Source organism: Pseudomonas parafulva NBRC 16636 = DSM 17004 (assembly GCF_000730645.1).
GTDB lineage: Bacteria > Pseudomonadota > Gammaproteobacteria > Pseudomonadales > Pseudomonadaceae > Aquipseudomonas > Aquipseudomonas parafulva.
On record NZ_BBIU01000001.1, the window covers coordinates 1 to 25,820 of the forward strand.

The 25,820-nt window shown below is 62.7% G+C and carries 21 protein-coding genes; 14 read left to right on the forward strand and 7 right to left on the reverse strand.

What is annotated here, in order from left to right; translation table 11 throughout:
* The first annotated feature begins 304 nt into the window (after window positions 1–304).
* Window positions 305–2,416, forward strand: a complete 2,112-nt coding sequence (locus tag PPA02S_RS00005; RefSeq protein WP_028634327.1) for a putative bifunctional diguanylate cyclase/phosphodiesterase — start codon at window positions 305–307, stop codon at window positions 2,414–2,416.
* Window positions 2,417–2,430: 14 nt separating this feature from the next.
* Here the strand turns inward: PPA02S_RS00005 and PPA02S_RS00010 are convergent, their stop codons facing one another.
* Entirely contained in the window at window positions 2,431–3,255 is an 825-nt protein-coding gene (locus PPA02S_RS00010; protein ID WP_028634326.1) for an aldo/keto reductase, read from the reverse strand.
* Between the two features lie 246 nt (window positions 3,256–3,501).
* Between PPA02S_RS00010 and PPA02S_RS00015 the strand changes: the two genes are divergently transcribed.
* Together PPA02S_RS00015 and katG are read left to right on the forward strand one after the other, a co-directional pair.
* Window positions 3,502–4,380 carry a DMT family transporter gene (locus PPA02S_RS00015; RefSeq protein ID WP_028634325.1) on the forward strand — a complete coding sequence of 293 codons (879 nt, stop codon included), beginning with the start codon at window positions 3,502–3,504 and terminating at the stop codon, window positions 4,378–4,380.
* Window positions 4,381–4,490: 110 nt separating this feature from the next.
* On the forward strand, window positions 4,491–6,749 hold the full coding sequence (gene katG, locus PPA02S_RS00020; RefSeq protein ID WP_028634324.1) for a catalase/peroxidase HPI: 2,259 nt from the start codon (window positions 4,491–4,493) through the stop codon (window positions 6,747–6,749).
* A 36-nt stretch (window positions 6,750–6,785) separates the two neighbouring features.
* Here the strand turns inward: katG and PPA02S_RS00025 are convergent, their stop codons facing one another.
* A complete protein-coding gene (locus tag PPA02S_RS00025; RefSeq protein ID WP_028634323.1) occupies window positions 6,786–8,978 on the reverse strand; it encodes a TonB-dependent siderophore receptor in 2,193 nt (730 codons plus the stop codon).
* Between the two features lie 238 nt (window positions 8,979–9,216).
* On the opposite strand from PPA02S_RS00025, the gene creA reads away from it, so the two are divergent.
* Window positions 9,217–10,434, forward strand: coding sequence for a creatinase (creA, locus tag PPA02S_RS00030; protein WP_028634322.1), 1,218 nt, complete (start codon window positions 9,217–9,219; stop codon window positions 10,432–10,434).
* On the opposite strand, the gene cahR is transcribed toward creA, so the two are convergent.
* Window positions 10,415–11,419, reverse strand: coding sequence for a transcriptional regulator CahA (cahR, locus tag PPA02S_RS00035; RefSeq protein WP_028634321.1), 1,005 nt, complete (start codon window positions 11,417–11,419; stop codon window positions 10,415–10,417). The two genes, creA and cahR, sit on opposite strands and share 20 nt — an antisense overlap.
* A gap of 52 nt (window positions 11,420–11,471) precedes the next feature.
* Here cahR and pssA point away from each other — a divergent pair, with 52 nt between their 5' ends.
* The 4 genes from pssA to PPA02S_RS00055 all read left to right on the forward strand — a co-directional run bounded on the left by pssA (window position 11,472) and on the right by PPA02S_RS00055 (window position 17,211).
* On the forward strand, window positions 11,472–12,800 hold the full coding sequence (gene pssA, locus PPA02S_RS00040; RefSeq protein WP_028634320.1) for a CDP-diacylglycerol--serine O-phosphatidyltransferase: 1,329 nt from the start codon (window positions 11,472–11,474) through the stop codon (window positions 12,798–12,800).
* Window positions 12,801–12,903: 103 nt separating this feature from the next.
* Window positions 12,904–15,450, forward strand: coding sequence for a bifunctional diguanylate cyclase/phosphodiesterase (locus tag PPA02S_RS00045; protein ID WP_028634319.1), 2,547 nt, complete (start codon window positions 12,904–12,906; stop codon window positions 15,448–15,450).
* A gap of 126 nt (window positions 15,451–15,576) precedes the next feature.
* Window positions 15,577–16,713 carry a GGDEF domain-containing protein gene (locus PPA02S_RS00050; protein WP_028634318.1) on the forward strand — a complete coding sequence of 379 codons (1,137 nt, stop codon included), beginning with the start codon at window positions 15,577–15,579 and terminating at the stop codon, window positions 16,711–16,713.
* Window positions 16,714–16,923: 210 nt separating this feature from the next.
* Window positions 16,924–17,211 carry a hypothetical protein gene (locus tag PPA02S_RS00055; RefSeq protein WP_033728071.1) on the forward strand — a complete coding sequence of 96 codons (288 nt, stop codon included), beginning with the start codon at window positions 16,924–16,926 and terminating at the stop codon, window positions 17,209–17,211.
* A 47-nt stretch (window positions 17,212–17,258) separates the two neighbouring features.
* Here the strand turns inward: PPA02S_RS00055 and PPA02S_RS00060 are convergent, their stop codons facing one another.
* Both PPA02S_RS00060 and PPA02S_RS00065 read right to left on the reverse strand, forming a co-directional pair.
* Window positions 17,259–18,416 carry a mechanosensitive ion channel family protein gene (locus PPA02S_RS00060; protein WP_028634317.1) on the reverse strand — a complete coding sequence of 386 codons (1,158 nt, stop codon included), beginning with the start codon at window positions 18,414–18,416 and terminating at the stop codon, window positions 17,259–17,261.
* Between the two features lie 128 nt (window positions 18,417–18,544).
* Window positions 18,545–20,095, reverse strand: a complete 1,551-nt coding sequence (locus tag PPA02S_RS00065) for a sensor histidine kinase (RefSeq protein WP_028634316.1) — start codon at window positions 20,093–20,095, stop codon at window positions 18,545–18,547.
* Window positions 20,096–20,385: 290 nt separating this feature from the next.
* Between PPA02S_RS00065 and PPA02S_RS00070 the strand changes: the two genes are divergently transcribed.
* A complete protein-coding gene (locus PPA02S_RS00070) occupies window positions 20,386–20,610 on the forward strand; it encodes a hypothetical protein (RefSeq protein ID WP_028634315.1) in 225 nt (74 codons plus the stop codon).
* Between the two features lie 58 nt (window positions 20,611–20,668).
* Window positions 20,669–21,778, forward strand: coding sequence for a Gfo/Idh/MocA family protein (locus tag PPA02S_RS00075; RefSeq protein ID WP_028634314.1), 1,110 nt, complete (start codon window positions 20,669–20,671; stop codon window positions 21,776–21,778).
* A 41-nt stretch (window positions 21,779–21,819) separates the two neighbouring features.
* On the opposite strand, the gene PPA02S_RS00080 is transcribed toward PPA02S_RS00075, so the two are convergent.
* Window positions 21,820–23,571, reverse strand: coding sequence for a glycoside hydrolase family 15 protein (locus PPA02S_RS00080; RefSeq protein WP_028634313.1), 1,752 nt, complete (start codon window positions 23,569–23,571; stop codon window positions 21,820–21,822).
* Window positions 23,572–23,799: 228 nt separating this feature from the next.
* Here PPA02S_RS00080 and PPA02S_RS00085 point away from each other — a divergent pair, with 228 nt between their 5' ends.
* Complete coding sequence (locus PPA02S_RS00085; RefSeq protein ID WP_028634312.1) at window positions 23,800–24,084, forward strand: DUF6555 family protein; 285 nt, start codon at window positions 23,800–23,802, stop codon at window positions 24,082–24,084.
* Window positions 24,085–24,100: 16 nt separating this feature from the next.
* Here the strand turns inward: PPA02S_RS00085 and PPA02S_RS00090 are convergent, their stop codons facing one another.
* Window positions 24,101–24,604, reverse strand: a complete 504-nt coding sequence (locus PPA02S_RS00090; RefSeq protein ID WP_028634311.1) for a CinA family protein — start codon at window positions 24,602–24,604, stop codon at window positions 24,101–24,103.
* A 171-nt stretch (window positions 24,605–24,775) separates the two neighbouring features.
* On the opposite strand from PPA02S_RS00090, the gene PPA02S_RS00095 reads away from it, so the two are divergent.
* From PPA02S_RS00095 to PPA02S_RS00100, 3 genes are read left to right on the forward strand one after another with little or no spacing between them, the layout of a single operon-like run.
* Window positions 24,776–25,009: a PLDc N-terminal domain-containing protein gene (locus PPA02S_RS00095; protein ID WP_028634310.1), complete on the forward strand. Its 234-nt coding sequence runs from the start codon at window positions 24,776–24,778 to the stop codon at window positions 25,007–25,009.
* Window positions 25,010–25,018: 9 nt separating this feature from the next.
* Window positions 25,019–25,189, forward strand: coding sequence for a hypothetical protein (locus tag PPA02S_RS23140; RefSeq protein ID WP_169338819.1), 171 nt, complete (start codon window positions 25,019–25,021; stop codon window positions 25,187–25,189).
* 30 nt (window positions 25,190–25,219) lie between these two features.
* Entirely contained in the window at window positions 25,220–25,744 is a 525-nt protein-coding gene (locus tag PPA02S_RS00100; protein WP_028634309.1) for a hypothetical protein, read from the forward strand.
* The last annotated feature ends 76 nt before the right edge of the window (window positions 25,745–25,820 follow it).

A 25,820-nucleotide genomic window follows, 5' to 3' on the forward strand; every position in this document is an offset into this window, starting at 1 on the left:
GCCACTTGCGCGAATGAATATTTGCGCGGTGTCCGCGCCTACACTGAATAAGTTCACAACTCAGCGTTCAAGACGGAAAACTTTTTGTCGTGGCTATACGGACCGGACACAGGGGGACACGTCTACGGGCACATGGTTGACACTGTCAGGCCCCCACCGCCACTCAACGCAACCCGCCGCTGGGCAGGCCAAATGGCCACCACCCTTCACAAAACCTTCATTAACGGCATAATGCCATCATTGATCAAAGGCCGGCCCCAGCCGCCAGTCAACGCTCGCCCTCCCCAGGCCCAGGTAAAAACCCATGCCGCTAGCCGCAAGCCCCGACGCCATGTACCGGCTGCTGATCCAGAGCGTGGTCGACTACGCCATCTACATGCTCACACCCGAGGGCCTGGTCGCCAATTGGAACCCCGGCGCGCAGCGCGCCAAAGGGTATAGCGCCGATGAGATCGTCGGCCAGCATTACTCAGTGTTCTACACCGAAGCCGAACGCCGTGCCGGCGCACCCGCGCATAACCTGGCCCAGGCCCGCAGCACCGGGCGTTTTGAAGAAACCGGGCTGCGCCTGCGCAAGGACGGCAGCGCCTTCCGGGCGCATGTGGTCATCGACGCGGTGTACGACGATGAAGGCAACCTCGTCGGGTTTGCCAAGGTCACCCGCGACATTACCGAGCGCTACCAGCAAGAGCAGGCGTTGCTGCAGGCCAAGGAGCTGGCCGAGCAATACAGCCAGGAGATGGCCAGGCTCTCGCAGTTTCTTGACTCGGTCATCGCCAATATCCCCGCCAGTGTCATGGTGCTGGGGCTGGAGAGCCAGCGTATTCTGCTGGCCAACCAGCAGGCCCGGCGCCTATTCGCCGTGCCGCAACAGCCCATGGTCGGGCAGTTGCCAGCAGACTGCCTGGCACCTGGCGCTGGGGCCTACGTGCAGCAACAGCTGGCGCGTGGTGCCCGCAGCACCAAAGGGCATTCGGCTGAAACCCGGGTTGATACCGCCTGTGGCCCACGCATGTTGCGCAGCCGTACGCTGCTTAGCCAGAACCGGGAAGGGCAGGCCGACTACGTGCTGTTCGTGGCCGAAGACGCCACCGAGCAGTTGGCAGCCCATGCCCAGATTCACCACATGGCTCATCATGATGCGCTGACCGGGCTGCCCAACCGCACCCTGTTCAGCCAACGGCTGGGCCAGGCACTGCTGCGCGGTGGCGAGGCAGGTAAGCTGACGGCTGCCCTGTGCCTGGATCTGGACCACTTCAAGAACATCAACGACTCGCTGGGCCATGCCTTTGGCGACAAACTGCTGCGGGTCTTGAGCAAGCGCCTGCGCCGAGAGTTGCGCGAGCGCGACACCCTCGCGCGCCTGGGGGGTGATGAGTTTGCCATCGTGCTCACCGGCCTGGATAGCCGTGAGGCGGCTCACAATACTGCCCAGCGACTGATCAATGCGATCACGCCGCCGTTTCAGATCGAAGGGCACCAGTTCAGCGTGGGGGTGAGCATCGGCGTTGCCATCGCGCCGGATGATCACCAGCACGCTGACCAGTTGCTCGGCTACGCCGACATGGCGCTGTACGAGGCCAAGCGCAACGGGCGTAACCGCTATGAGTGTTTCGCCGTGCAGTTGGATGTTGCGGCGCGCCAGCGCCGCCTGGTGGAAACCGACCTGCGCACGGCCTTGCACCTGGGCCAGTTGCAGCTGCACTACCAACCCGTGGTGGATCAGCTGACCAGCAGCGTGACAGGCTACGAGGCATTGCTGCGCTGGCTGCACCCAACGCGCGGTATGGTGATGCCAATGGACTTCATACCCATTGCCGAAGAAACCGGGCTGATCCATGAGCTGGGCACACGGGCGCTGAACCTGGCCTGCCAGGAGGCAGTGCGCTGGGACAGCGAGCAGACGGTATCGGTGAACCTGTCGCCCGTGCAGTTCAAGAACGCCAACCTGGTGAACACTGTGGCACTGGCGCTGGCGGACTCAGGCCTGCCCGCGCAGCGCCTGGAGCTGGAGATCACCGAGTCGGTGCTGCTGGGCAACAGCGACGAGAACGTGCGTGTGCTGCGGGCGCTGAAAGACCTGGGCGTGTCCATTTCGCTAGACGACTTCGGCACGGGGTACTCGTCGCTGGGTTACCTGCGATCGTTCCCGTTTGATCGGATCAAGATCGACAAGTCGTTCGTGCATGACATGTGCGACAGCCCCGAGGCCATGTCGATCATCCGCGCCATCACTGGCCTGTCCAACAGCCTGATGATCAAGACCACAGCCGAAGGCGTCGAGTCGGAAGAGCAGCGCAAGCGGCTGGCGGCCGAGGGCTGTTCGCACTTGCAGGGCTACCTGTATGGCCGGCCCGTGCCTGCCAGCGAGCGTTTGAAGCACATTGACGTGGCGGGCTCGCCACAACCCGCCTGAGCGCCAGTGTGTGGTTAGCTGTTCCAGTCCGGCGCGAACGCTGGGCTGACCACGCGCTGGTCCTCGGGCAGTGCGGCGATTGCCGCCCGGTCTTCGTCATCGAGCTGCACCTGCAGTGAGCCCAGGTTGGCCAGCTGGTTTTCGCGGCTGCTGGCCTTGGGAATCACCGCCACCCCGTCCTGGTCCAGCAGCCACTTCAGCGCCACTTGGCTGGGCAGCACCCCGTGCTTGCGGGCGATAGCCTGGATGGCCGGTTGTGCTGCCGCCTGGCCGCGGGCCAGCGGGGTGTAGGCGGTGAGCAGCAAATCGTTGCTGCGGGCGTAGTCCAGCAGCGCCTGCTGGCCGAGCAAAACGTGGTATTCCACCTGGATGGCCGACAGCGGCGCACCCAACGTCTCGATCACCTGGCGTAGCAGGCCCAGAGGGAAATTGGCCACCCCGATGTGGCGCGCCTTGCCCTCTTCGCGCAGCGCCACCAGGGTTTCGATGCTGCGCGCCAGGTCCCAGTCCTTGCCGGGCCAGTGGATGTGGAACAGGTCCACGTGCTCGGTGCCCAGCGCCCGCAAGCTGGCTTCGAGCGACTGGCGCATCGCCTTGGGCGACAGGCTGTCCCACCACACCTTGGTGGTCAGGTGGATCTGCTCGCGCGGCACGTGGCTGGCGCGCAGTGCCGCACCCACATCTGCCTCGTTTTCGTAGGCGGTCGCGGTATCGATGTGCCGGTAGCCCAACTCCAGCGCTTGAACAACCGCCTGGGTGCAGGCGGTGCCTGTCATCGGCCAGGTTCCCAGGCCGACTGCCGGCAGGGCCAGCCCGTTGTGGGTGGTGAGCGTGTGCATTGAAGAATCCTTGTATGAACACTGGGTGCCTGCCCGATGGTGAGTGATAGGCAGGCCACGGGCCACGCCGGCAGGCGGCAAAGTGGTCGATTAACGCACACAAATTGACCTGAGCCGGCCCAGGCGGCGATTGAACTTCCTTCTCGTCGCGCATCTCTTCTAGAATCCCAGTGCTGCCCCCGCACGGCATTGCCCGCGCGGTATTCAAACGGCGCCGCCTGGTCTGGCGCCCCCATCGAGAGAGCCATGAGTTCCAGCACCCCGCTGTCCGGCGTCAACCAACCCCTGCGCGGCATCGCGCTGGTGGTCGGGGCCACGTTCCTGTTTGCCAGTCACGACGCACTGTCCAAGTTTCTCGGCGGCCTTTATCCGATCGTCATGGTGGTGTGGGCGCGCTATGTGGTGCACACCCTGTTGATGGCCGGCATCTTCCTGCCCAAGTCGGGCCTCAATGTGCTGCGTACGCGCCGCCCGGTGCTGCAGACCCTGCGCGCCCTCAGCCTGCTCAGTACCAGCCTGCTGTTCACCACTGGCTTGCAGTACCTGCCATTGGCTGAGGCCACGGCGGTCAACTTCCTCGCCCCGGTGCTGGTCACCGCATTGTCGGCACCCCTGCTCAAGGAGCGGGTAACGGTAGGGCAGTGGGTGGCCGTGGTGTTGGGCTTCATCGGCGTACTGGTGGTGGTGCATCCGGGCGGGGCCATGTTTACCCCGGCCATCTTGTTCCCGTTCGGTTCAGCGTTGGGCTTTTGCTTCTACCAGTTGCTCACGCGCATTCTGGCGGCGCACGACAGCCCCACCACCAGCAACTTCTACGCGGGGCTGTGCAATACACTGGCAATGAGTGCCCTGGTGCCGTTCTTCTGGGAAACACCGCGTTGGGACCATGCGCTGCTGATGCTGGCCCTGGGCGGTTTCGGGATGACCGCCCACTTGCTGCTGACCCAGGCGTTCCGGTTCGCAGCGCCGGCGCTGCTGGCGCCCTTCAGCTACTGCCAGATCGTGTTCGCCGGCCTGCTTGGGGTGCTGTTCTACAGCCAGGTACCCGACACCCTTAGCCTGGTGGGCATCCTGGTCATCTGTATCAGCGGCCTGGGGGCGGCCTGGATGCAGCGGGGCAAGTAGTCGAGAGCGTCAGGCTATCGCCCCGCAATAGCCATTCTATTAGACCTCTGCACGGCCTCGGCTAGGCTTTCGGGTGGGAATCTGGACAACCGACCTGAAGGTATCCGCAGATGTCGAACGAACCGAAATGCCCGTTCCATCAAACCGCCGGTGGCGGCACCACCAACCGTGATTGGTGGCCGGACCAGCTGAACCTGAGAATACTTCACCAACACGCGTCCCTGTCTGACCCCATGGGCGCTGATTTCGATTATGCCAAGGCATTCAAGAGCCTGGATTTCCAGGCGCTGAAGGCCGACCTGACAGCGCTGATGACCGACTCGCAGGACTGGTGGCCGGCCGACTTCGGCCACTACGGGCCGCTGTTCATCCGCATGGCCTGGCACAGCGCCGGGACCTACCGCACCGGCGATGGCCGCGGGGGGGCGGGCTCTGGCCAGCAGCGCTTTGCGCCGCTCAACAGCTGGCCCGACAACGTCAGCCTGGACAAGGCCCGGCGCCTGCTGTGGCCAATCAAGCAAAAATACGGCAGCAAGATCTCCTGGGCCGACCTGATCGTACTCACCGGCAACGTCGCCCTCGAATCGATGGGCTTCAAGACCTTCGGGTTTTCCGGCGGCCGTGTGGACGTGTGGGAGCCAGACGAGGATGTGTACTGGGGCTCGGAAAAGGTCTGGCTGGGCGGCGACACCCGCTACGGCAAGGAGCAGGCCAAGGCCCAACCCCCCGGGGAGGGCGACCTGGTGGCCGAACCGGCCAAGCACGGCGAAGAACAGAGCCGCAACCTGGGGGGTGAGCGAAACCTTGAGAACCCCCTGGCCGCCGTCCAGATGGGGCTCATCTATGTCAACCCGGAAGGCCCCGAGGGTAACCCCGACCCGGTCGCCTCAGGCCGTGATATCCGTGAAACGTTTGGCCGCATGGCCATGAACGATGAAGAAACCGTGGCACTGATCGCAGGCGGCCATGCTTTCGGCAAGACCCATGGCGCCGGCCCAGCCGACAACGTCGGGGCCGAGCCCGAAGCTGCGGGCCTGGAGCAGCAAGGCTTCGGTTGGGCCAGTACGTTCGGCACCGGCAAGGGCGGCGATACCATTACCAGCGGCCTGGAGGTGACGTGGACGTCTACCCCGACCAAGTGGAGCAACGAGTACCTCACCAACCTGTTCGCCTTCGACTGGGAACTGACCAAGAGCCCGGCAGGCGCGCACCAGTGGCGGCCGAAAGATGGCAAGGGCGCCGGCACTGTGCCCGACGCCCACGACCCGGCGAAGCGCCACGCGCCGATGATGCTCACCTCGGACCTGGCCCTGCGCTTCGACCCCGTGTACGAGCCTATTGCCCGGCGCTTCAACGACAACCCTGACCAGCTGGCGGACGCTTTCGCCCGCGCCTGGTACAAGCTGATCCACCGGGACATGGGGCCGCTGGCGCGTTACCTGGGCCCGGAAATGCCTGCCGAAGAATTGCTCTGGCAAGACCCCATCCCCAAGGTCGACTACCCGCTGATCGATGCGCAGGACATCGCTGCGTTGAAAACCCGAATACTGGCCAGCGGCCTGGCGGTCGGGGACCTGGTGGCCACTGCCTGGGCGGCGGCCTCCACGTTCCGCGGTTCGGACAAGCGTGGTGGCGCCAACGGCGGGCGCTTGCGCCTGGCTCCACAGAAAGACTGGCCAGTGAACCAGGGCTCCGACAAGGTGCTGGCAGCGCTGGAAACGGTGCGGGCTGAATTCAATGCCGGCGCCAAGCAGGTGTCGATGGCAGATCTGATCGTGCTCGCGGGCGTAGCAGCGGTGGAGAAGGCGGCGGCTGACGCTGGCCACAGTGTGACCGTGGCCTTCCGGCCCGGGCGCGCTGATGCTTCGCAGGCGCAGACCGATGTGGAATCGTTCGCCGTGCTGGAGCCGGTGGCTGATGGCCTGCGCAACTTCCTCAAGGCCCGCTACAGCATCAAGGCCGAGAAGCTGCTGCTGGACAGGGCACAACTGCTGACGCTTACAGCGCCGGAACTGACGGTGCTGGTGGGCGGTTTGCGGGTGCTAGGTGCCAACCACGCTGGGAGTACTCAAGGGGTGTTCACCGACAAGGTCGGCGTGCTGAGCAATGATTTCTTCCGCAACCTGCTGGACATGGGGGTGGAGTGGAAACCAACCTCGGCGGAAAACGAAGCCTTCGAGGGCCGCGATCGCAACACCGGGCAGGTGAAGTGGACGGCCAGCCGGGTCGATCTGGTGTTTGGCTCCCATGCTCAACTGCGGGCGTTGAGCGAGGTGTATGGCAGTAGCGACGCGCAGGGCAAATTCGTCAGGGACTTCGTCGCGGCTTGGGAGAAGGTGATGGAGCTGGACCGCTTTGACCTGCGGTAGCTGAGATGTTGGGGCCGCAAAGCGGCCCCAACAGCATCAGAAGCTGTATTTCCCCGTCAGCATCAGGTTGCGTGGTGCGCCGTACACATCCCCGCCGTAATACACCGAACTGGAAATCGCCGAGTAATACGTGCGGTCGAAAATATTGTTGGCATTGAGCTGCAGGTCCAGGTGCTCGTTGACCTGATACCCCGCCATCAGGTCGGTGGTGGCATAACTGCCTTGTTGAAGGCGATAGTTGGTGCCGCTCGCAGTCGGGATATCGTTGTACATGCGGCTCTGCCAATACACGTTGCCACCTACCCGCAGTTTCTCCAACGGCCCCTGGAACCTGTAGGTGGTCGAGACCTTGAACAGGTGTTCGGGCATGTCGGTGTCAAAGCGCTGGTTTTCGTTCTGCGGGTTGAGTTTGTCCTTCAGGTAATGCGTGCGGGCATAGGTATAACCGGCTCCCACCTGCCAGTTGGGTAGCAGTGCGCCCTGCAGTTCGAAGTCGATACCCTGGCTGCGGATTTCACCGGATGCCACATAGCAGTTGTTCGGGTCCGCGCAGGCTGCCAGGCCCGCCCCTGTAACCTGAACGCCGCGGTTCTCCTGGTCTACCTGGAACACTGCCACGCTGGCGTTCAAGGCGCCATCGAAGTACTCGCCCTTTAGCCCGATTTCATAGTTCTTGCCCACTACCGGCTTGACGATGCTGCCAGCGGAGTCTTTGTAGCTTTGCGGGTTGAAGATATCGCTGTAGCTGACGTAGACCGAATGGTGGTCGTCCAGTTCGTAGATCAGGCCGCCGTAGCGAGTCACGTTACGGGTGACCTTGTAGTCAGCTGCCGAACCGTCCTTGCTGTCGTAGTCGTACCAGTCCAGCCGGCCGCCCAGGATCAGTTTCAGCGGGTCGGCAAGGCTCAGGCGAGTGGTCAGGTAGACGCCATCCTGGGTAGTCACAGCACGGCTCTTACCCGAACGCACGAAGTTGGGCTTGCCTGCGTCCAGCGGCCAGTTTGTGTCATAAGGGGTGTAGTTGGTTTGTCTGAAGTCGGCGACCCGCCTGCTGGCGCCCACCACCAGTTCGTGACTGCGGCCGAACGCCTCGAACGGGCCGCTGACGAATGCGTCCACACCGGCTTGCTTCTGGTCATGCCTGGACTGATAGACCGTTCGCGCCAGGCTCAGGTCCTCAGCCCAGCGCGACAGGTATGACCCGGAAAAGGTGGCCTGCTGGTCGCTGTAGTTGGCGTTGACCTGCAACTGCCAGTCATTGGCCAGGCGCTGGCGCAATTCGGCAAACACGGTGTCGATGTTCTGGTCCTTGTTTTCCCAGGACGTGCCAGGGTTGAAGGAGCGTGGCAGGTTCAGGTGATGGCCATCCAGGCCAACCATGGAGGAACCCCAGAAATAGTTGGTCTTGTCCTTCTGGTGCGAGAAGCCGAGGGTAAGGGTGGTGTCGTCGCTCAGGTCGGCCTCGGTCACGGCATAGAACAGGCCGTGGTCCTCGTCGACATCGTCCACGAAGCTGCCATTGCCACGGTACGAGGCCACCACCCTGCCACGCAGCGTGCCACTGTCGTTCAGCGGGCTGGAGGCATCCAGTTCGCCGCGATAGTCGTCCCAGCTGCCGGCGGCGCCGGTGAGGGTGAGTTTCTGTTCTGCCAGGGGGCGTTTGCGCACCAGGTTGATGGCCGCAGAGGGGTTGCCGGCCCCGGTCACCAGGCCGGTGGCGCCGCGCACGATCTCCACGCGGTCGAACATCGCCAGGTTGGGCTGCGAACCGACGACCCAGCCGCTGTAACCGCTGGGGATGCCGTCATACATCAGGTTGTCGATGTCGAAGCCGCGGGCCGAGTAGGTCTGCCTACCGGGGCCGCTGGAGGAGTCGAGGAACAGGCCCGGCGTGTTTTTCACCACATCGTTGATGCTGGTCATGCCCTGGTCATCCATGCGCTGACGGGTGATGACGGTGGTGGCCTGCGGTGTTTCACGCAGGGTCATTGGCAGCTTGGTCGCAGTGGCCATGGCGCCAGTGGTGTAAGACTCCGAGCCTTCTGTAACGCTGCCCAACTGGGTGTTCACGATCTCGGTCGCGCCAAGTTCCAGGGTACCGGGGGTATTGGTTGGCGCTGTCTTGCCGCCGTCGGCAGCCTGCGCAGGTGCCAGGGTAGCCAGGCAGATGGCTGCGGCCAGCAGACTGCGGGCGTGGCCAAAACTACGTGATGAGGCCGGGTGCGTCATGGAGGTTGTTCCAAATGAAAAATAAGGGGCGAATGAGAATGTTTACCACTTGATATGTCAAGTGCCTTGTATCGAAACGGCCTGTCTTTTTCGCAAAGCTGTGCTGACACGTCGGGGGAGGGGGGTACTGCCAACTTCGGGTCGGGTGAATACAAGCGTGCACCACACCTTTTTGCTGCAATGGCTTACAGGGCGGCCGGCCTGAACAGCGTGCTCACCATTACAAGGAAGCCAGAACATGCAACTGCCCAGCACCCTTCGAATCCGCAATGGCAGCAAAACCGAACCCACGTTCAGTGCGCAGGAATATGCGCGCCGGCACGCCAGCCTGCGGGCGCTGATGGCCGCGCAGCACATCGACGCCGCGGTATTCACCTCGTATCACAACGTCAATTACTACAGCGATTTTCTGTACTGCTCGTTCGGTCGGCCCTATGCGCTGGTGGTGACCCATGATCAGGTGATCAGCATCAGTGCCAACATCGACGGTGGGCAACCCTGGCGCCGCACCGTGGGCACCGACAACATCGTGTACACCGACTGGCAGCGGGACAACTTTTTCGTTGCCGTGCGCCAGGCGCTACCACGTGCCAGCCGCATAGGCGTTGAGGACGACCACCTCAACCGGGTCAATCACGCCAAGCTGGCCGCGTGCTACCCCGATGCCGAGTTGCTGGATATCAGCGCAGGCTGCATGCGCCTGCGGCTGGTCAAGTCAGCCGAAGAGCAGGCGCTGATCCGCCAGGGCGCGCAGGTGGCCAACGTCGGCGCGGCCGCTGCGCTGGAGGCGTTGGCCGAGCAGGTGCCGGAATACGGGGTGGCGCAGCATGCCACCCAGGCCATGGTGCGGGAGATTGCCCGGCGTTTTCCGCACGCCGAACTGATGGACACCTGGACGCTGTTCCAGTCCGGGCCCAACACCGATGGGGCGCACAACCCGGTGACCAGCCGCCGGGTCGGCAAAGGCGAGATCCTCAGCCTGAACTGCTTCCCGATGATCAGCGGCTACTACACAGCGCTTGAGCGTACGGTGTTTCTCGACCACTGCCCGGATGAATACCTGCGGCTCTGGCAAGCGAACGTGGAGGTGCACGAAGCGGGGCAGCGGCTGGTTCGCCCGGGTGTGCGCTGCTGCGATATTGCCCACGAGCTGAACGAGATTTTCTTGCGTCACGGCCTGCTGCAGTACCGCACGTTCGGCTATGGCCACTCCTTTGGCGTGCTGTGCCATTACTACGGGCGCGAGGCCGGGCTTGAGTTTCGAGAAGACATCGAAACAGTACTGGAGCCGGGCATGGTGGTGTCGATCGAACCGATGATCATGCTGCCCCAGGGCCAGCCGGGGGCCGGTGGCTACCGCGAACATGACATCCTCATCGTCACCGAGGACGGGGCGCAGAACATTACCGGCTTCCCCTATGGCCCCGAGCACAACATCATTCGCACGCGGGGGTGAGGCGGGCCCGGCGGCGTTGCGCGGAGGGTGATTCGCCGAACAGGCGGCTGAAGCTCTTGGAAAAGTGCGCCGGCGAGCTGAACCCGCAAGCCAGCGCCACCTCGCCCACCGGGGCATCGCCGTTCAGCAGCAGGTGACGCCCCCGGGCCAGGCGCAGTTGCAGGTAATACTGGCTGGGCGTGCGTTGCAGGTGCTTGTTGAACAGGCGCTCCAGCTGGCGCACGGTTACCTGGCTGAGGCTGGCCAGTTCTTCCACTGCCAGGGGCTCCTCAAGGTTGGCTTCCATGAGCGCCACCACCTGGCTGAGCCTGGGTTGTGCGCTACCCAGCAGGGTGCGCAGGGACACCCGCTGGGGCTCGCGCTCGCCGCGTACCCGGTCGCACAGCATCAGCTCGGCGGCTTTGGCCGCCATGTCGACGCCCTGGGGTTCGCGGGCCAGCAGTTGCAACATCATGTCGATCGCCGCCACCCCGCCAGAGCAGGTGTAGCGGTCGCGGTCCAGTTCGAACAACTGCTGGGAGATGATGATGGCGGGGAAGTGCGCTTGCAGCGTCGGCAGGTCTTCCCAGTGGATGGTGCAACGGTAGCCATCCAGCAACCCTGCCTTGGCCAGCAGGTAGCTGCCGGTGCAGATGCCGCCCAATGGCACACGCTGCCGGGCCAGTTGCTGCAGCCAGCGTACCAGTGGCCGGGTAGCACGGCCGCGTTCGATGGGGTTGGGGCCAACCACCAGTACGGCATCGAGTGCGGGTGCACGGGCAATGCTGCAGTCCGGGAGCACGCGCATGCCGTTGCTGGCAACCACCGGGGCGTCGTCTGCCGCAAGCAGTACGCTGCGGAACACCGGCTGGTGGGCCGCCAGGTTGGCCATGCGCAAGGTTTCCACCGCCGACGCCAGGCCGATCGTGGTGAAGTTGGGTACGATCAGAAAACCAAATGTCTTCAACGTGCCGGGCTGCGGTTTTTCCGACGCGGGGTGGACCATTGCGCGATTCCTGTGCAAGCTGGGGCACAGTTTGCCGCGAAGGTGACCACAAGTGAATCCTGAAACCCTGCTGGCTGGCCTGCCAGGCATCGAGCTGACCCCCGACGCGATACAGGTGCTGCCCGATGCAAGGGCCTACCGTGACTGCCTGCTGGCGCGGATCGCCGCCGCTGAGCGGCGCATTGTCATCGTGGCGCTGTACCTGCAGCAGGACGAGGCGGGGCAGGCAGTACTCGATGCGCTGTACCGGGCCAAGGCCGCCAGGCCAGCGCTGGACATCACCGTGGTGGTCGACTGGTTCCGCGCCCGGCGCGGCCTGCTGGGTGCTGGGCGGCAACCCGGCAATGCCGCCTGGTATCAGGCCCAGCGCCAGTTGCAGGGCCTGGACGTACCGATTTACGGCGTGCCGGTGCAAACCCGTGAGCTGTTCGGGGTGTTGCACCTCAAGGGCAGCATTATCGACGACTGTGTGCTGTATACCGGCGCCAGCCTGAATAACGTCTACCTGCACCGCTTTGACCGCTATCGCCTGGACCGTTATCACGTTTTCCAGTCGCCGGCCCTTGCCGATGCCATGGCCGGCCTGGTGCAGCGCCTGCTGCACCCTGTGGCCACACCGCGTCTGGACCTGCCCGAGCCGCCCGCCACAGGCAGCCTGCGCAGCGACATCCGCCGCCTGCGGGCGCGGCTTCGGCGGCTGGTGTATGAGGCTGTACCCAGTCGCCCAGGGCAGGGCATGCGGGTTGTGCCGCTGCTTGGCGTGGGCCGGGGCAATACCTTGAACCGTACGGTGTGTGCGTTGCTGGCCGTGGCGCAGCAGCGCATCGTCATCTGCACCCCGTATTTCAACCCGCCCAGGGCGGTGATGCGGGAAATCGACCAGGCCCTGGCGCGGGGCGTCGAGGTGGAGCTGATCGTGGGCGATCGCACGGCCAACGATTTCTACATCGCCCCGGGGGAGCCGTTCAGCGCCAGCGGTGCGTTGCCTTACCTGTATGAAGACAACCTGCGGGCCTTCGCCCGCCGCCGGCACGTGTGCCTGGCCAGTGGGCAGTTGCAGATCCGCATCTGGAACGACCCCGGCCATACCTTCCATGCCAAGGGCATGTGGGTAGACCAACGCTACTCATTGCTGACCGGCAACAACCTGAACCCGCGTGGCTTCAACCTGGACCTGGAAAACGGCTTGCTGATCGACGACCCGCAGCAGCAATGGCTGGCGCCACGGGAGGCGGAACTGGCCGCACTGCGCCGGTTCGCCCCCGCTATCGGGTCGGCAGATGAACTGGGTATCAAGGCCGATCACCCCAAGCCCGTGCGCAAATTGCTGCGCAGGCTACGCTATAGCCGGTTGGAACCGTTGATCAAGCGGGTGCTTTAGCGGCCAGCCAGGGTGCTAGTGCGAAGGCCGGTGGTCAGTTGTTGCGATCAACGTGATGGGCTGTGAGTCAACCCTGTGGACCTCGGCTAAAGGCGCTCACGGAATGGAAGCAACGTTTGGCAATGATTCGCCGCGCAGTCACGTGGTTCGCCAGCTGATCCTGGCGTTTTCCGGCCTGCTGTTGCTGGCCCTGGTGCTGGGCATGGTGTCGCTGTACCGCATCGCACAGGGGCTGGACGAGCGGGAGCTGGTGCAAAGCCGCTTCCACGCCGAATCTGCGCTGGTGCAGTTGCAGAAAAGCGAGCGCAGCTACCTGTGGACCCACGCGGCCTGGCAAGCGGCCTACGACCACCTTGTGGTGGCGGTAGACCCCCATTGGGCGTTCGAGGAAGACAATGTCGGCGCAACGCTGTTTACCGAGGACGGCTACGAGGGCGTATTCGTTCTCGATGACGACGGTACACATTACGCCGTCGTTCGCGGGCGCCTCAGCGATCAGGGCCTGGAGCAGTACAGCGCCAGCAGTGGCCGTATCCTGCAGCAGGCCCGGGAGGCCGTGCAGCGCCAGCAACCGGCGTCCGGTTACCTGGTATTCGCCGGTCAGCCAGCGCTGTTCACGGCCGCAGTCATTCGCCCACCAACACTCCCTCACCACCTGCCGGCGCCTAAAACCGTGCTGGTGTTCATTCGAGTGCTGGCGCCGGCGGTTCTGGGCCAGCTCGGGCAATCTGTCGGGCTGGCAGAGTTTGCGGTCACTGCCGGTGCCCAGCTACCAAAAGGCAAAGGGCACCTGCCGCTGGAGGCGAGCGGCCACAGCCTGACCTGGCACATCGAACAGCCTGGCAGCGCGTTGATCCGCGCGGTGTTTGGCCCCTTGATCGTGGCGGTGCTGATCATCGTCTTGATCATGGCGCTGTTTGCCCGCTATGCCATGCGCACCAGCGCTGGCATCGACCGCAGCCACCGGCAGCTGGCGGCGTCCAAACAGGCGCTCGAGGCCAGTGAGGCGCGCTTCAAGGCTGTGGCCGAGGCGGCCTCCGACTGGATATGGGAAACCGATGCCCAGCAGCACCTGACCTACTTGTCCCCACGGTTTGCCGAGTTGACCGGGCACCCTGCAGAACACTGGTTGCAAAAGCCCGTCAGCGAGCTGTTCGATTGCGAAACCGGGCATGTCGAAACCTGGCTGCATGGCCTGGGCGCCAGCGAAGCCACGGGCAGCTTGCGTTGCCAGTACCACGACCAGGCCGGGCAGCGGCGCGAGTGCCGGGTAGCCGCCAAGGCCATCATCGAACACACGATCTGCAAGGGCTTTCGTGGCACCTGCACCGACATCACCGACGAGGTCACGGCCCACGCCCGTATCCAGCATCTGTCCCAGCACGACCCCCTGACCGGGCTGCCCAACCGCAACAAGTTGTTCCGTTTTCTGGAAGACGCCGGCAAGGCTTCACAGGCGGTGTTGATGCTGGACCTGGACAATTTCAAACCCATCAACGACAGCCTGGGCCACCCGACAGGGGATGCGGTGCTGATCGAAGTCGCCGCCCGGCTCGGCCAGGTAACCCGGGGCACCGACCTGGTGGCACGCCTGGGGGGCGACAAATTCGTCCTGGTGTTGGCAGGGCCCGGCACACGCGAGGAGGTCGACCGCTTCTGCGCCCGCGTCATCGAGGCGCTAAGGCGGCCGATGGCGATCGACCAGCACCGGGTGCAGGTCGGGGGTAGCCTGGGGGTCGTGCTGTCTGCCGATTACCCTGGCACCCCCAGCGACCTGATTCGCTTCGCCGACGTGGCGCTGTACGGTGCCAAGCAGGCGGGCAAGAACACCTGGCGCTATTTTTCGCCGCAGATGAACACCGCGCTGCTGGACAAACGCGTGCTGGAACAGGAACTGCGCGAGGGCATCCCGCGCGGCGAATTGAGGTTGCATTTTCAGCCACGCTTCAAGGTCGATGGGGTAACCATCGCCTCCGCCGAAGCGCTGGTGCGCTGGCACCACCCGCGCCTTGGCTTGCTGGCGCCGGACCGCTTCATCCCGTTGGCCGAGGAGTCGGACCTGATCGTGCTGCTGGGCAACTGGGTACTGCATCAGGCCTGCGGTCTGGCCCGAGCCTGGCCGCTGGACATACTGGTTTCGGTCAACATGTCGCCCGCCCAGTTCAGCCGCAGCGATGGGGTAAGGGACGTTGCCGAAGCGCTGCGCAGCACAGGGCTGCCGGCGCACCGCCTGGAGCTGGAAATCACCGAGAACGTGATGCTCAACGACGTGGAAGGCGCCCTGCACACCATGAATGCGCTGAAGGAGCTGGGCGTACGCCTGAACATGGATGACTTTGGTACGGGTTATTCATCCTTGGGCTACTTGCGTACTTACCCGTTCGACAGCATCAAGATCGACAAGCGCTTCATACAGGCGCTGGGCAAACGCAGCAGCGATCGCAGTGTGGTGCAGGCAATCATCAACCTGGGCAACGCCATGGGCATGACGGTCACGGCCGAAGGGGTGGAAACGCCGGAGCAGTTGGCCATGCTGCGGGAGGATCAGTGCCACGAAGTGCAGGGTTTTCTGTTGAGCCGCCCGATCGAGAACGAGGCGTTCGTCCGGTTGATGGCAAATAGCCATGCCAATGCCCCGAAAGGTGCCTAGAATGGCGAAAAACCTTGGCGTGCAACCCGGTGGCCCCCTCTGAAAAGCCATCCAGAGCGCATACAATCGCCGCTTTCATGACCATTCACACGGGCTACACCTTTCATGGCGCTTGATCCACCGACCATGCTCACGATTTCCATCGCCCTGGCTGCGGCGGCGGCGCTTTACCTGGCCATCGAGTGGCGCAGCGTTCGCGAGCAATCATTGCTGTACTGGAGCGCGGGCTTCGCCACCATCACGGTTGGCTGCACCCTCGCCTTGATGCGTGGCATCGGCCTGTTGTTCATTGGTATCTGGTTCGCCAACGGCTTGCTGGTGGTGGCCCACGGGTTGTTTTTGCTAGGGGTGCTGCGCTTTACCCAGGACCGCGTGTCACGGGCATGGCTGGTGATCGTGTTGATCTGGTTCGCGTTGCTGATGCTGCCGGCCGGGCCGGAGTGGTCGAAGGTGATGCTGATGGCCAACTCGTTGCTGGTGGCGTCGCTCACCCTCAAGGCCAGTTCACTGTTGCAGCCCCATGGCCAGTCGCTGAGTGTAGGGGCTGTGCAGTTGCGCTATGTGCTGCTGATTCATGGTTTGTTCTACGTGATCAAGGCCATCATCGCCATTGCGCCAGGAACGTTGATAGACCTGGCCACCTTTGGTGGGCTGATCATCCAGGTCTCGCTGGTGGAGGGGGCCATGGCGATCATGCTGATTGCCTTGTCCATGACCGGTACGGTGCGCTACCGCCGTGAAGAGCGGATTGCCCGGCTGGCGGCGCGGGATCCGCTCACTGCGCTCTACAACCGGCGTGCGCTGGAGGTGAGGGCAGGGCCATTTTTCAAGGATGTAAGCGCCGTGAGGCCTGGGGCTTTGCTGTTGATCGATATCGACAACTTCAAGTTGGTCAATGACCTGCATGGGCACATCGCGGGGGACCGGTTACTGGTGGCCCTGAGCGAGATGATCCGTGCGGTGCTCCCGGAGCGCTCGCTGGCGGCGCGGCTTGGGGGGGATGAGTTCGTCATTTTGCTGAGTGGCGCGAGTAATGAGCAGGTGCTGGAGCTGGGGGGGATGCTGCGCGAGCGGTTCCAGCAATATGCGAGCGTGACCGTCCCTACAACTGAGGCGGTGACGTTGAGTATCGGGGCCAGTGTGTTCGACCAAGCGCCGGTGAGCCTGGCGGCGCTGATCGAGCAGGGTGATGTGGCGCTGTATCAGTCCAAGCGTGGTGGGCGGGACAGCATTCGGTTCGCCGAGCGCCAGGTCCAGGCCTGAGCCAGGGTCCCTCTTGCGCTCACAGCGATTGGAGCGTGGATTAACGGGGGCCTTGTAGCCAGCGCAACGGGCGCTGGTGCATAGGCATATCGCGTGCGAGTGCTTCATGCGTTTGGTCTGGATTGCATGAAAAAAGCCGGCTGAATGCAACGTTGCTCAGTCCTACGTGTACACAGGCTTATCTGTGTAGCAGATATGAGGTGTATCACCATGGCTAACAATCAAGACATGCCAGGCAATCAGGGCGGCAAGGCAGACACACATGGCACCGACCAAGACCGTGATCGTAGCCCCGACACTGGCCATCAAGGCGGGCAGATGCCCGGCCCGGACATCACGAAGAACCCCAGACCCGATTCTGACCAAGGTCGTCAGGGTGGGATGGGGACTGGCGCAGGGAATGCCGCAGGCACCGCAGAGATGGATGACGAGGAAACCGGCCGCCAAGGTGGGCACGCCGGGCAGCAAGGTGGCCAGATGAAGGATGATCAGCGCTGAAACTCAGGTGCGCGGCCGAGGCGGCCAGTGCCGCCCCGGCATTCCTGTCACCTGGCGGTGAATGAAGCCGCGCGCTCCCTGTTCCCTGTGTGCGTCTGTTCCCTGTCCCGCACGTTGCCGGATCCTGTCGCCTCCTGCGGCAGCGCAGTCACCTTGATGGCCCGCACAGGTACGGCAAATGCGGCGCCGATGCTGGAGAACTTTTCCAGCAGTTGAAAGTTGATGGCCTGCTGGATGTCCATGTACAGGTTGTAGCCTGGGTCCTTGACGATATACACACACTCGAATTCCAACGCTTCCTTGCCAAACCCGCGCAAGTGAGCACGGTCGAAGCGCACCTGTTGCTGAGCCTTGATCGCCTCTTCGACAATGGCGGGCGCCTGTTTGACCGCCTCGGTCGGGGTGTCGTACGACAGGCCAAATTCGAACACGATGCGTCGCTCCTGCAAGCGCTTGTAGTTCTGGATGGTGCTGCCAATCATGTTGGCATTGGCCATGACGATCTGTTCACCGCCCAGGCTGCGGATGCGGGTGGTTTTCAGCCCAACGTGCTCCACTGTGCCCGCCAACGGGCCTATGACGATGAAATCCCCCACTTCGAAGGGCTTGTCCACGGCAATCGACAGTGAGGCGAACAGGTCGCCCAGAATGTTCTGCACGGCCAGCGCGACCGCAATACCGCCCACCCCCAGGCTGGCAACGAACGCGGTAATGTTCACCCCCAGGTTGGACAGCATGGCCAGCAGCACCACCGACCACAGCAACACGCGCGCGCCCCAGGCCGACAGTGTCGCCAGTGCACTGCCCTGGCTGGTGCCGTCGGTGCCGTTGTGCAGGAAGTAGCGGTCCAGGCCCAGGCTGATGGCGCGGTTCACCCACAAGCCGATCTGCAGGGCCGCTACCACGAACCACAGGCTGCCCACCCGGCTAAGCCACCGTTCGGGCAGGTCCAGCATGCTCAGGCCTACCAGCAGTGAAGCGAGGAACAGCAAGGAATTGCTGGTGCCCGACAGCACCCTGGCCACAACGTGACTCAGCGCCCCGGAGTGCTCCGACCAGCGCTGGACCCGGCGCAGTAGAAAACTGATTGCCGCCCTCGATACCAGGAAGGTGAGTACGGCGACCGTGATCGCCAGCAGCAAATTGAGTATGGAGATACCGAACAGCGTGGTGTCGGTGAACAGTGTGATGATGCGATCGCTCATGAAAGGCTTGCCTCCTCCTACTGTGGTTTCGACGGCTTCGCGTGCAGCGCGAAATACAGGCCTCGCAGTGCTTGGTCAGAATTCGGTGCGATGGGTTCGATCGAATTGTCGAAAACCGAGGGGCGGGGCTAGAGCTTGAAGCGCACCCGTATCGTGCTGAGCGGGGCTGAAGCATCAATGCGGATGGCTTGCGCGCCATAGCCCGAATAGCTCTTCACCAGCCGCATGCCCAACCCCGTTCCACTGGGTTTCGGGTAGGAATCGGGAAAACCGCCACCTTCATCGGTGACCACGATTGCAGCATCCTTGCCATCGCGGGTGACGTTGACGGTAATGAGACCTCGGCCATACTTCAGCGCGTTGGTAACCAGTTCCGAAACTACCAGCCCCAACGGCGCCATCCGTTCTGACGACAGTTGGAATGCCTCGATCTCCAACTCGATCTTGCGCTCTGCAAAGGCCTTGCCGATATCCCCAACCAGCCCGCTCAAGTACTCCGACGCGCTGACGCCCTCGCAATAGGCATTCTGATAGAGGCGTTCGTGGACGGTTGCGATGGTGAGTACACGGTTGGCTGCGATTTGCAGCTGGGACTGGACGGCTTCTTCGTTCGAGAGGTTGGCCTGCAAAATCAACAGGGTGTTAACCAGGTGCAGGCTGTTTTTAACCCGATGGTGGATTTCCTCCAGGTGTAAACCCTTTTCAGTCAGCTTTACGTTTTGCGCGTCGATCAAGGCCTCTAGCTGGGCTTCCTGCTCGTGGCGTTCCGTGATGTCCCTGGAAACGGCAATGATCTTGTCGATGTGGCCCTGTGGGTCGAGAATGGGGGCCGCTGTCACGTCCCACCACCTCGGTTCGCCCTTGGCGGTTGGGCAGAAGGACTCGAACCGCACAGACTCACCGGCGACAACCCGTGCGAGTGCATTATCCACCACAGGCCTGGAGCCTTCCGGCCACAGGTTTACCCAAGGCTGGCCTGACACGGTGTCCAGGCTGTCAATTTGCATGCGGCACAAGCCTGCTGCGTTGAAAAACTCCACCCTGCCGTCCCTCGAGAGGATCTTGACGCAGTCCGGGCTGGCATTGAGGACGCTCTCTGAGTAGGCCGGGGAGGTTTTTGATTCGAACTGAACAGCAAGGCGCTCGATGGCCATGGAAATGATATTGGCCAGCCCTTCCAGGAAAACGACGTCACTTTCGATGAAATCGTCGCCATCGCGGCTGTCAGCCTCCAAAATGCCGAACGTGCCCGTCACCCCTCGGACGGGAACGTTGATGGCACGTTCAATGCCATAGGCCCTGAGCAATGAGGGGGTTCTGAACCGCAGCTCCTCGCCCAGGTGATTCGAGATGACGGGGCGGTTGGTGGCGAACGCATAACCTGCCGGGCTGGCTTCGTCGGCCCCTACCGTTGCAGTACCAATGTCTGCGGCCTTCCAGCCTACACCATGGGCCAGCACCAACAGCGGTTCGCCAGGCACCGGCCGCAATACCTTTGCGAACGGCGTCTCCATGCCTTTCGCGGCTATTTCACAGGCCTGGTCCAGAAGCTCATCGAGGTCTGTCAGCTTCAGCGACTGCACACCAAAACCGACCACCAGTTCATGCTGTTTGCGTAAGCGTGTGTGGGAGATCTCCAAGGCGGCACGAATGATTTCGTCAGTCGACAATTCGGGCATGGGGTGCATCCGGCATGAGGCAGGTGGGGGAGATAGGCAACAGTTCTTGGCATGGAGGGGTAGGGCACAGCCACATTGCCTGGGCCAGCGCACAACGCAGTGTCCAAATCATGCGGGAATTTACACGCATGACGGCAAAAGTAACAGCACTGCCTGGGGCAAGGCAGACCGAATGCACCGGGTTTCCGCCCAGCGTTGTGCCTGTTCGACAAAGCCAACTGTTCAGAAAGATAAAACTATCGCGGTTCTCTGCGCTCTTCTGAAGACACCGCTCATTCTGGAGATTCCCGATGAAAGACAACCACCCCCATGCTGGCGACAAGGTACCGCGTCCACTTTCGTCTGAAGAGGCGCAACAAGGTGAACAGGTGCCAGACCCGATACTCCAGCGCCCCGACCCCGATACCGAGGTGGTCGACAAAGTGATTACCCCAACCTCGATCAAGGAACAGGAAGCGCAAACCGAGGCCATCGAGCGCCGGTTGCAGGATGTGGAAAAAAAGGTGGGCCGGTAGGCGGGCGCTCGGTCCGCAGTACGCCACCCACCTGATCGCGACAACGAGGAGGACTGTCATGCCTGATACACCCAAAAAGATTCGCTACGGCGTGGTTGCCGGCGGCTCTATTTCCCAGGGTGCATTCATGCCGGGTGTCGGCCAGACCGATAACTCGGTGATCACCGCGCTGGTGACGGGTGACCCCGAAAAAGCCCGGCAACTCGGCGAACGGTATGGGCTCCGTACCTATGCCTACGAGGAGTATCCGGCACTGCTGGCGGCCGGCGAAGTCGACGCCCTCTATATTGCAACGCCGAACTTCCGCCACCGCGAGTTCGTGATCCCGGCCCTTGAAGCGGGCATTCACGTACTGCTGGAGAAACCCATGGGTACCAGCGAGGCCGACTGCCAGGCGATGATAGATGCCTCAGCGCGCACAGGCGCCAAGCTGATGGTCGCTTACCGGCTGCACTGTGAACCCGGCACCTTGGACATGATCGAGCGTGTGCACAAAGGCGATTTCGGCGACCCCCGGCTGTTTACCTCGATCTTCACGCAGCGGGTCAGACCCAGTAACCACCGTGCCCAGAATGGCTTTGCCGCAGGGCCAGTGCCAGACATGGGCCCTTACCCGCTGAACATGGTGCGCCAGCTGTTCAACGCCGAGCCCATCGAGGTCGCGGCAATCGGTGTGCAGTCACCGGGCAGCGCTGTGAACACCTGGGACACCGTCACCGTTAGCCTGCGCTTTCCGGACGAACGCCTGGCACAGTTCACGGTGAGCTACACGCTGCCAGACACCGAGCGTTTCCAGTTGCTGGGCAGCAAAGGGGAAATCGAGGCCTCACCGTGCTTCGGCTACGGCGAGGGGGTGGCGATCAGCTACCGAGCGACGATCGACGGCGAAACCCGCGTGCATGTGAACCCGGTCGTGGACCAGTTTGCAGGTGAAACCGCCTACTTCTCCGACTGTATACTGCGCGACCAGGCGCCGGAGCCGGACGGGGTAGAGGGGCTGCGCGACGTGCGCGTGATCGCGGCCATCGAACGGGCATTGCAGACGGGGCAGCCGCAGCAGCTCGAACCTCTGCCGGCTCGCCAGCACGCTCGCCGCCGCGAGCAGCACAGGGCTTTCCCGCTCGCCGAAGTGCCGCCGATGGTGGCTACCGAATCACCCACCGAGTAACCAACGGCCTGCGCGCCAAGCCTGGCGCGCAGGCCGGGCTTTCAACACGGCGGGCGTCGACCGCTTAGCGCCAGAGCTGCGCGCAGTGCCGCCAGATGTGTCAGCCCTTGTGGCAGGTTGCCCAGGTAGTTGCCCGAGTCGGGGTCTACCATTTCCGAGTAGATGCCTGCGCCATGGCCAAGGCCTTCCAGCGCCGCGTGAAAAGCCTTTTGCGCTTCAGCCTCATGCCCAAGCAGCACCCAGGCTTCCACCAACCAGAACGAGCAGGCGAGGAAGCAGCCTTCCTCTTCACTGGCCCCGCTGTAGCGATAGTGGAAGGGGCCACTGCCCAGCGATTGCTGTACTGCATGCAGGGTGCTGCGCAGGCGCTCTCGCTGCGGGTAGCCGAAACGCACGGCTAGCGCAATGCCTGCGTCAAGGCGTTCACTGCCGGGGTAAAACACATAAGCCTGTAGCCGCTCGCTCCAGCAATGGCTTTCTACCCACTCCTGGATGCGGCCCCGTTCGCGTACCCAGCGTTCCCGGCAGGTGGTGGGCAGGTGCCCGCCGTCGGCCAGCTCGATGGCGCGGCTTAAGGCCTGCCAGCAACTGATCTTGGACAAGGTGTAGTGCCGTACCTCGTGCAGCTCCCAGATACCGGAATCGGGCTGGCGCCAACAGTCTGCACAGTCGTCGGCCAGGCGCGCCAGCAGCGCTGCGCTGACGTTGTCGAGGATATTGCCGCATTGAATAAAGCAGCTGGTGGTCTCGAAAATGTCGCCAAACACGCCGTGTTGCAGTTGATTGTGTGCGTCATTGCCCACTACAGGCGGCGATTGCTTGTAACCGGGTAGGTCTATGGGGTGGATGCCGTCACCGACGTGCCCGTCGAGAGTGTAAAAGACACGTGCGCCATGCTCGTCCAGCCGACGCAGCAACCAGGTATAGGCAGCCTTGGCTTCGGGCTGGGCACCAATGCCCAGAAACGCCTCGATGGTGTAACCGGCGTCCCGTATCCAGGCGAAGCGATAATCGTAGTTCTTGAAGCCGCCGATACGCTCTGGCAGCGATGTGGTCGCCGCCGCCATGATCGACCCGCTGGGCGATGACAGCAGCAGTTTCAGCGCCAGCGCATTGCGTACCACTACCGCTTCGTAGGGGCCCTCGTAATCCAGGCCCTGGGACCATTGCCGCCACTCCCTGTCAGAGCCATCTATGCGGGCATCGACCAAGCTCAGCGCAGGCACCACCAGCGGTTCGTCGTAACCGGCGATAAGGCCGAGCACCGTCCGCTGGCCGGCCGTGATCTCCACGGTGCCTCGCACGCCCAGGTCATCCTTGCGCTGTACATCCACCCGGTCATCGTGCAGGAACATGCCCAGAATGTGCCCGGCATGGAATACGCAGCCATTATCGTTGGGCGAAAGATAAGGGCTGACAGTATCGGCCTGGGTGCCGAAATCGATGGACACGTGGAATGCCACCGAGCCTTCGATGCCTTCGATTCGCCTGGCCAGTTCCGCCCAGGGCAGCCGCCCGGCCGGGCCGCTGTTGAGCGACTCAGTCAGCCTGGCCCTGCCGCTGCTGGTGATGTAGTCGGTTTCCAGCACATTACTGCCCGGCCGGTAGCGCCGCTCAGCCACATAGGGCTGGCTTGGGGTAATGGCAAAGTGGCCCCCGGTGGTCGGCGCCAGCAACCTGTCGAACAAGGGCGGCGAGTCCATGTGCGGCACGCACCACCAATCGATGGAGCCGTCCAGGCCGACCAGGGCCACTGAGCGCCCGTCGCCAAGTGCTGCGTAATGTTCCAGCAAAAGCCAACCCCCGGCATCGCGCTGGGGTTCCCCTTGTTGCGTCAGGCTTTTCGTATCGTCGTCCACAGGCAAGCTCCAACGTCAGTCGTAGTGCTGGGACTAGAGGGTTGCGCGAAGAGTTCTAGGCTTCAGACGCAAAGCTACCGGCATGACCAGTGAGTCAAAATAAATGGAATCTTTTGCTCGGCTGTTCGCTCCATTAGGCTGGGTTTGATGGAGAAGAGTCCAATGGCAGGGCAGCAACTGTATGTGATCGAGTATGAGCTTCACGGGGACTACCGCACGTTCATCATTCGCCTTGAGCGCATGGACAATAGCGAAGCTTGGCATTGGGCCAGTTGCGATGCCGGAGTCGGGATCATTCCCCGGTTTGGGCAGCACACCATCAAGAAAGTCAGCCGCCCGATGGCTGAGCGGTATGGCTTGGCCAATGTGAAATGGCGGTTGTCTGGCACAGGCCCTGAATTTGTGGCGCCTGCGGTGGATATGAAAAAGTTTGCTGTTAGCAAATGAGGGTTGTCGGTGCGGGTTACGCGCGTTCGCCGCGTAACCAGCGCTGATGATAGTGGGCAAGGTGTGAAAGGCCATAGACGGCCCCCTGTTGCATCACGTCGCCCCGTTGGCCAAAAAAGCGTTGCGTGCGGGTGAACACTGCTGTGGGGTGGCCTGCGAATGCCCAGGCGAAGCAGAGGGTACCGGGCGCTATGCTGCCTTGGGCGTCGGGCCCTGCAACCCCGGTAGTGGCAATGGCCACCGAGGCCTGGCTGTCTTTGAGTGCACCCAACGCCATTTCCCAGGCGACCGCTTCACTGGTCAGGCCGTAGCGCTCGATGGTGACGGGGCTTACACCGAGCAGCCGTTGCTTGGCGGCTGGCGAGTACACCACATACCCGCTTTCCAGCACAGCGCCGGTGCCTGGAATGCTGGCTAACGCAGCGATCATGGCGCCGGCTGTGCAGGATTCGGCTGTGGTCAGCACAAGGTCATGGGCTTCGAGGTAATCGAACGCTTGCGCGATGACGTTGTTTGGCATGAACGCATACTCGTTGTGCTCTTCAGGGGTGGACGTTTTGCAAGCGGGTTTGGTTCAGCGCATCCACGCCCACCCGTCCACCTTCGAGAAGCCGGGCTGAACTTCGTGGTAGGCATGGGCTTCCTCTGCATAGGAGGTCGGGATCGCTGGCCGCCAACTGAGGGCGTGATCATGATAGAGCCTGTGACGTACTTCTGGATTGCCGTGGCGGTGATCATTCTTCTGGTGGACCTGTGGGCCATCGTCAGCGTGTTTCGCAGTGACAAGGCAGACACCACCAAGGCGCTGTGGGCACTCGTGCTGCTGGCGCTCCCGGTTATCGGCCTGGGGATATGGGGTGTGTGGGGGCCGCGTGGCATCAAGCGCGGCACCGGGCCCTCTTCGCCGGAACACAGCAAAGGTTGAGGTGGCAGTATGAGCAAGCTACGTGACGAACAACGCAAGGGCGCGGATCTGGCCAAAACCAACGGTGAGCAGGAGCGCGACAACGATGCTCACCGCCCTGAGGGTTCAACCGGTACCTCGCAGGATTCAACAGCGCAGAAAGCCGCCCGGGAAGCACCCCGGAAAGGACGTGAACAGTAATGAGTCGCCAGCACACCAAGGAGCTGTAACGTGCCACGTATTATCACCCCGGCTACGCCTGAGACAGATCTGGAGGAGCAAAGCGCACGCATGTTCGGCTCCCCCAAGGAGCGGCTGGATTTTTACCGGCAGGAAATCCAGTACGAAACCAGTATCCTGGCCAACCGCACGGATGCGTACCTGGCGGCTCAGTCATTTCTGGTCATCGCGTTCGTCTCGGCCATGGGCAACCTGAATGAAAGCTGGGGTGAGATGTTTACCCTGGTCGTTCCTCCGTTTCTGGCACTGCTCGGTGTGCTCAGCTCACTTAATGCGTGGCCGGGTATTCGCGCAGCGTTCAAGATCATCGAACACTGGCAGCTCAAGCAAAGCCATTTACTGCGCAGCGAGCCCATGATGGGCCTGGCCTACGATGAGTCTCCACTGTTCAGTGAGGCGGAAACTTCCCGAGCCGGGCATCGTAAATCGCTGTTGTTCTCACTGCGTACACCGTGGATTTTCCTCGCCTGCTGGGTACTGCTGGGCGCATACGCCCTGTTTATTCAGCTGGCGTAGTGCCAAACCCTTTTCAAGCCCCGTGTGTCGTGCCCATCATGTGCACCTGCAGCACGCGGGCCCTGGCGCCCTGGCT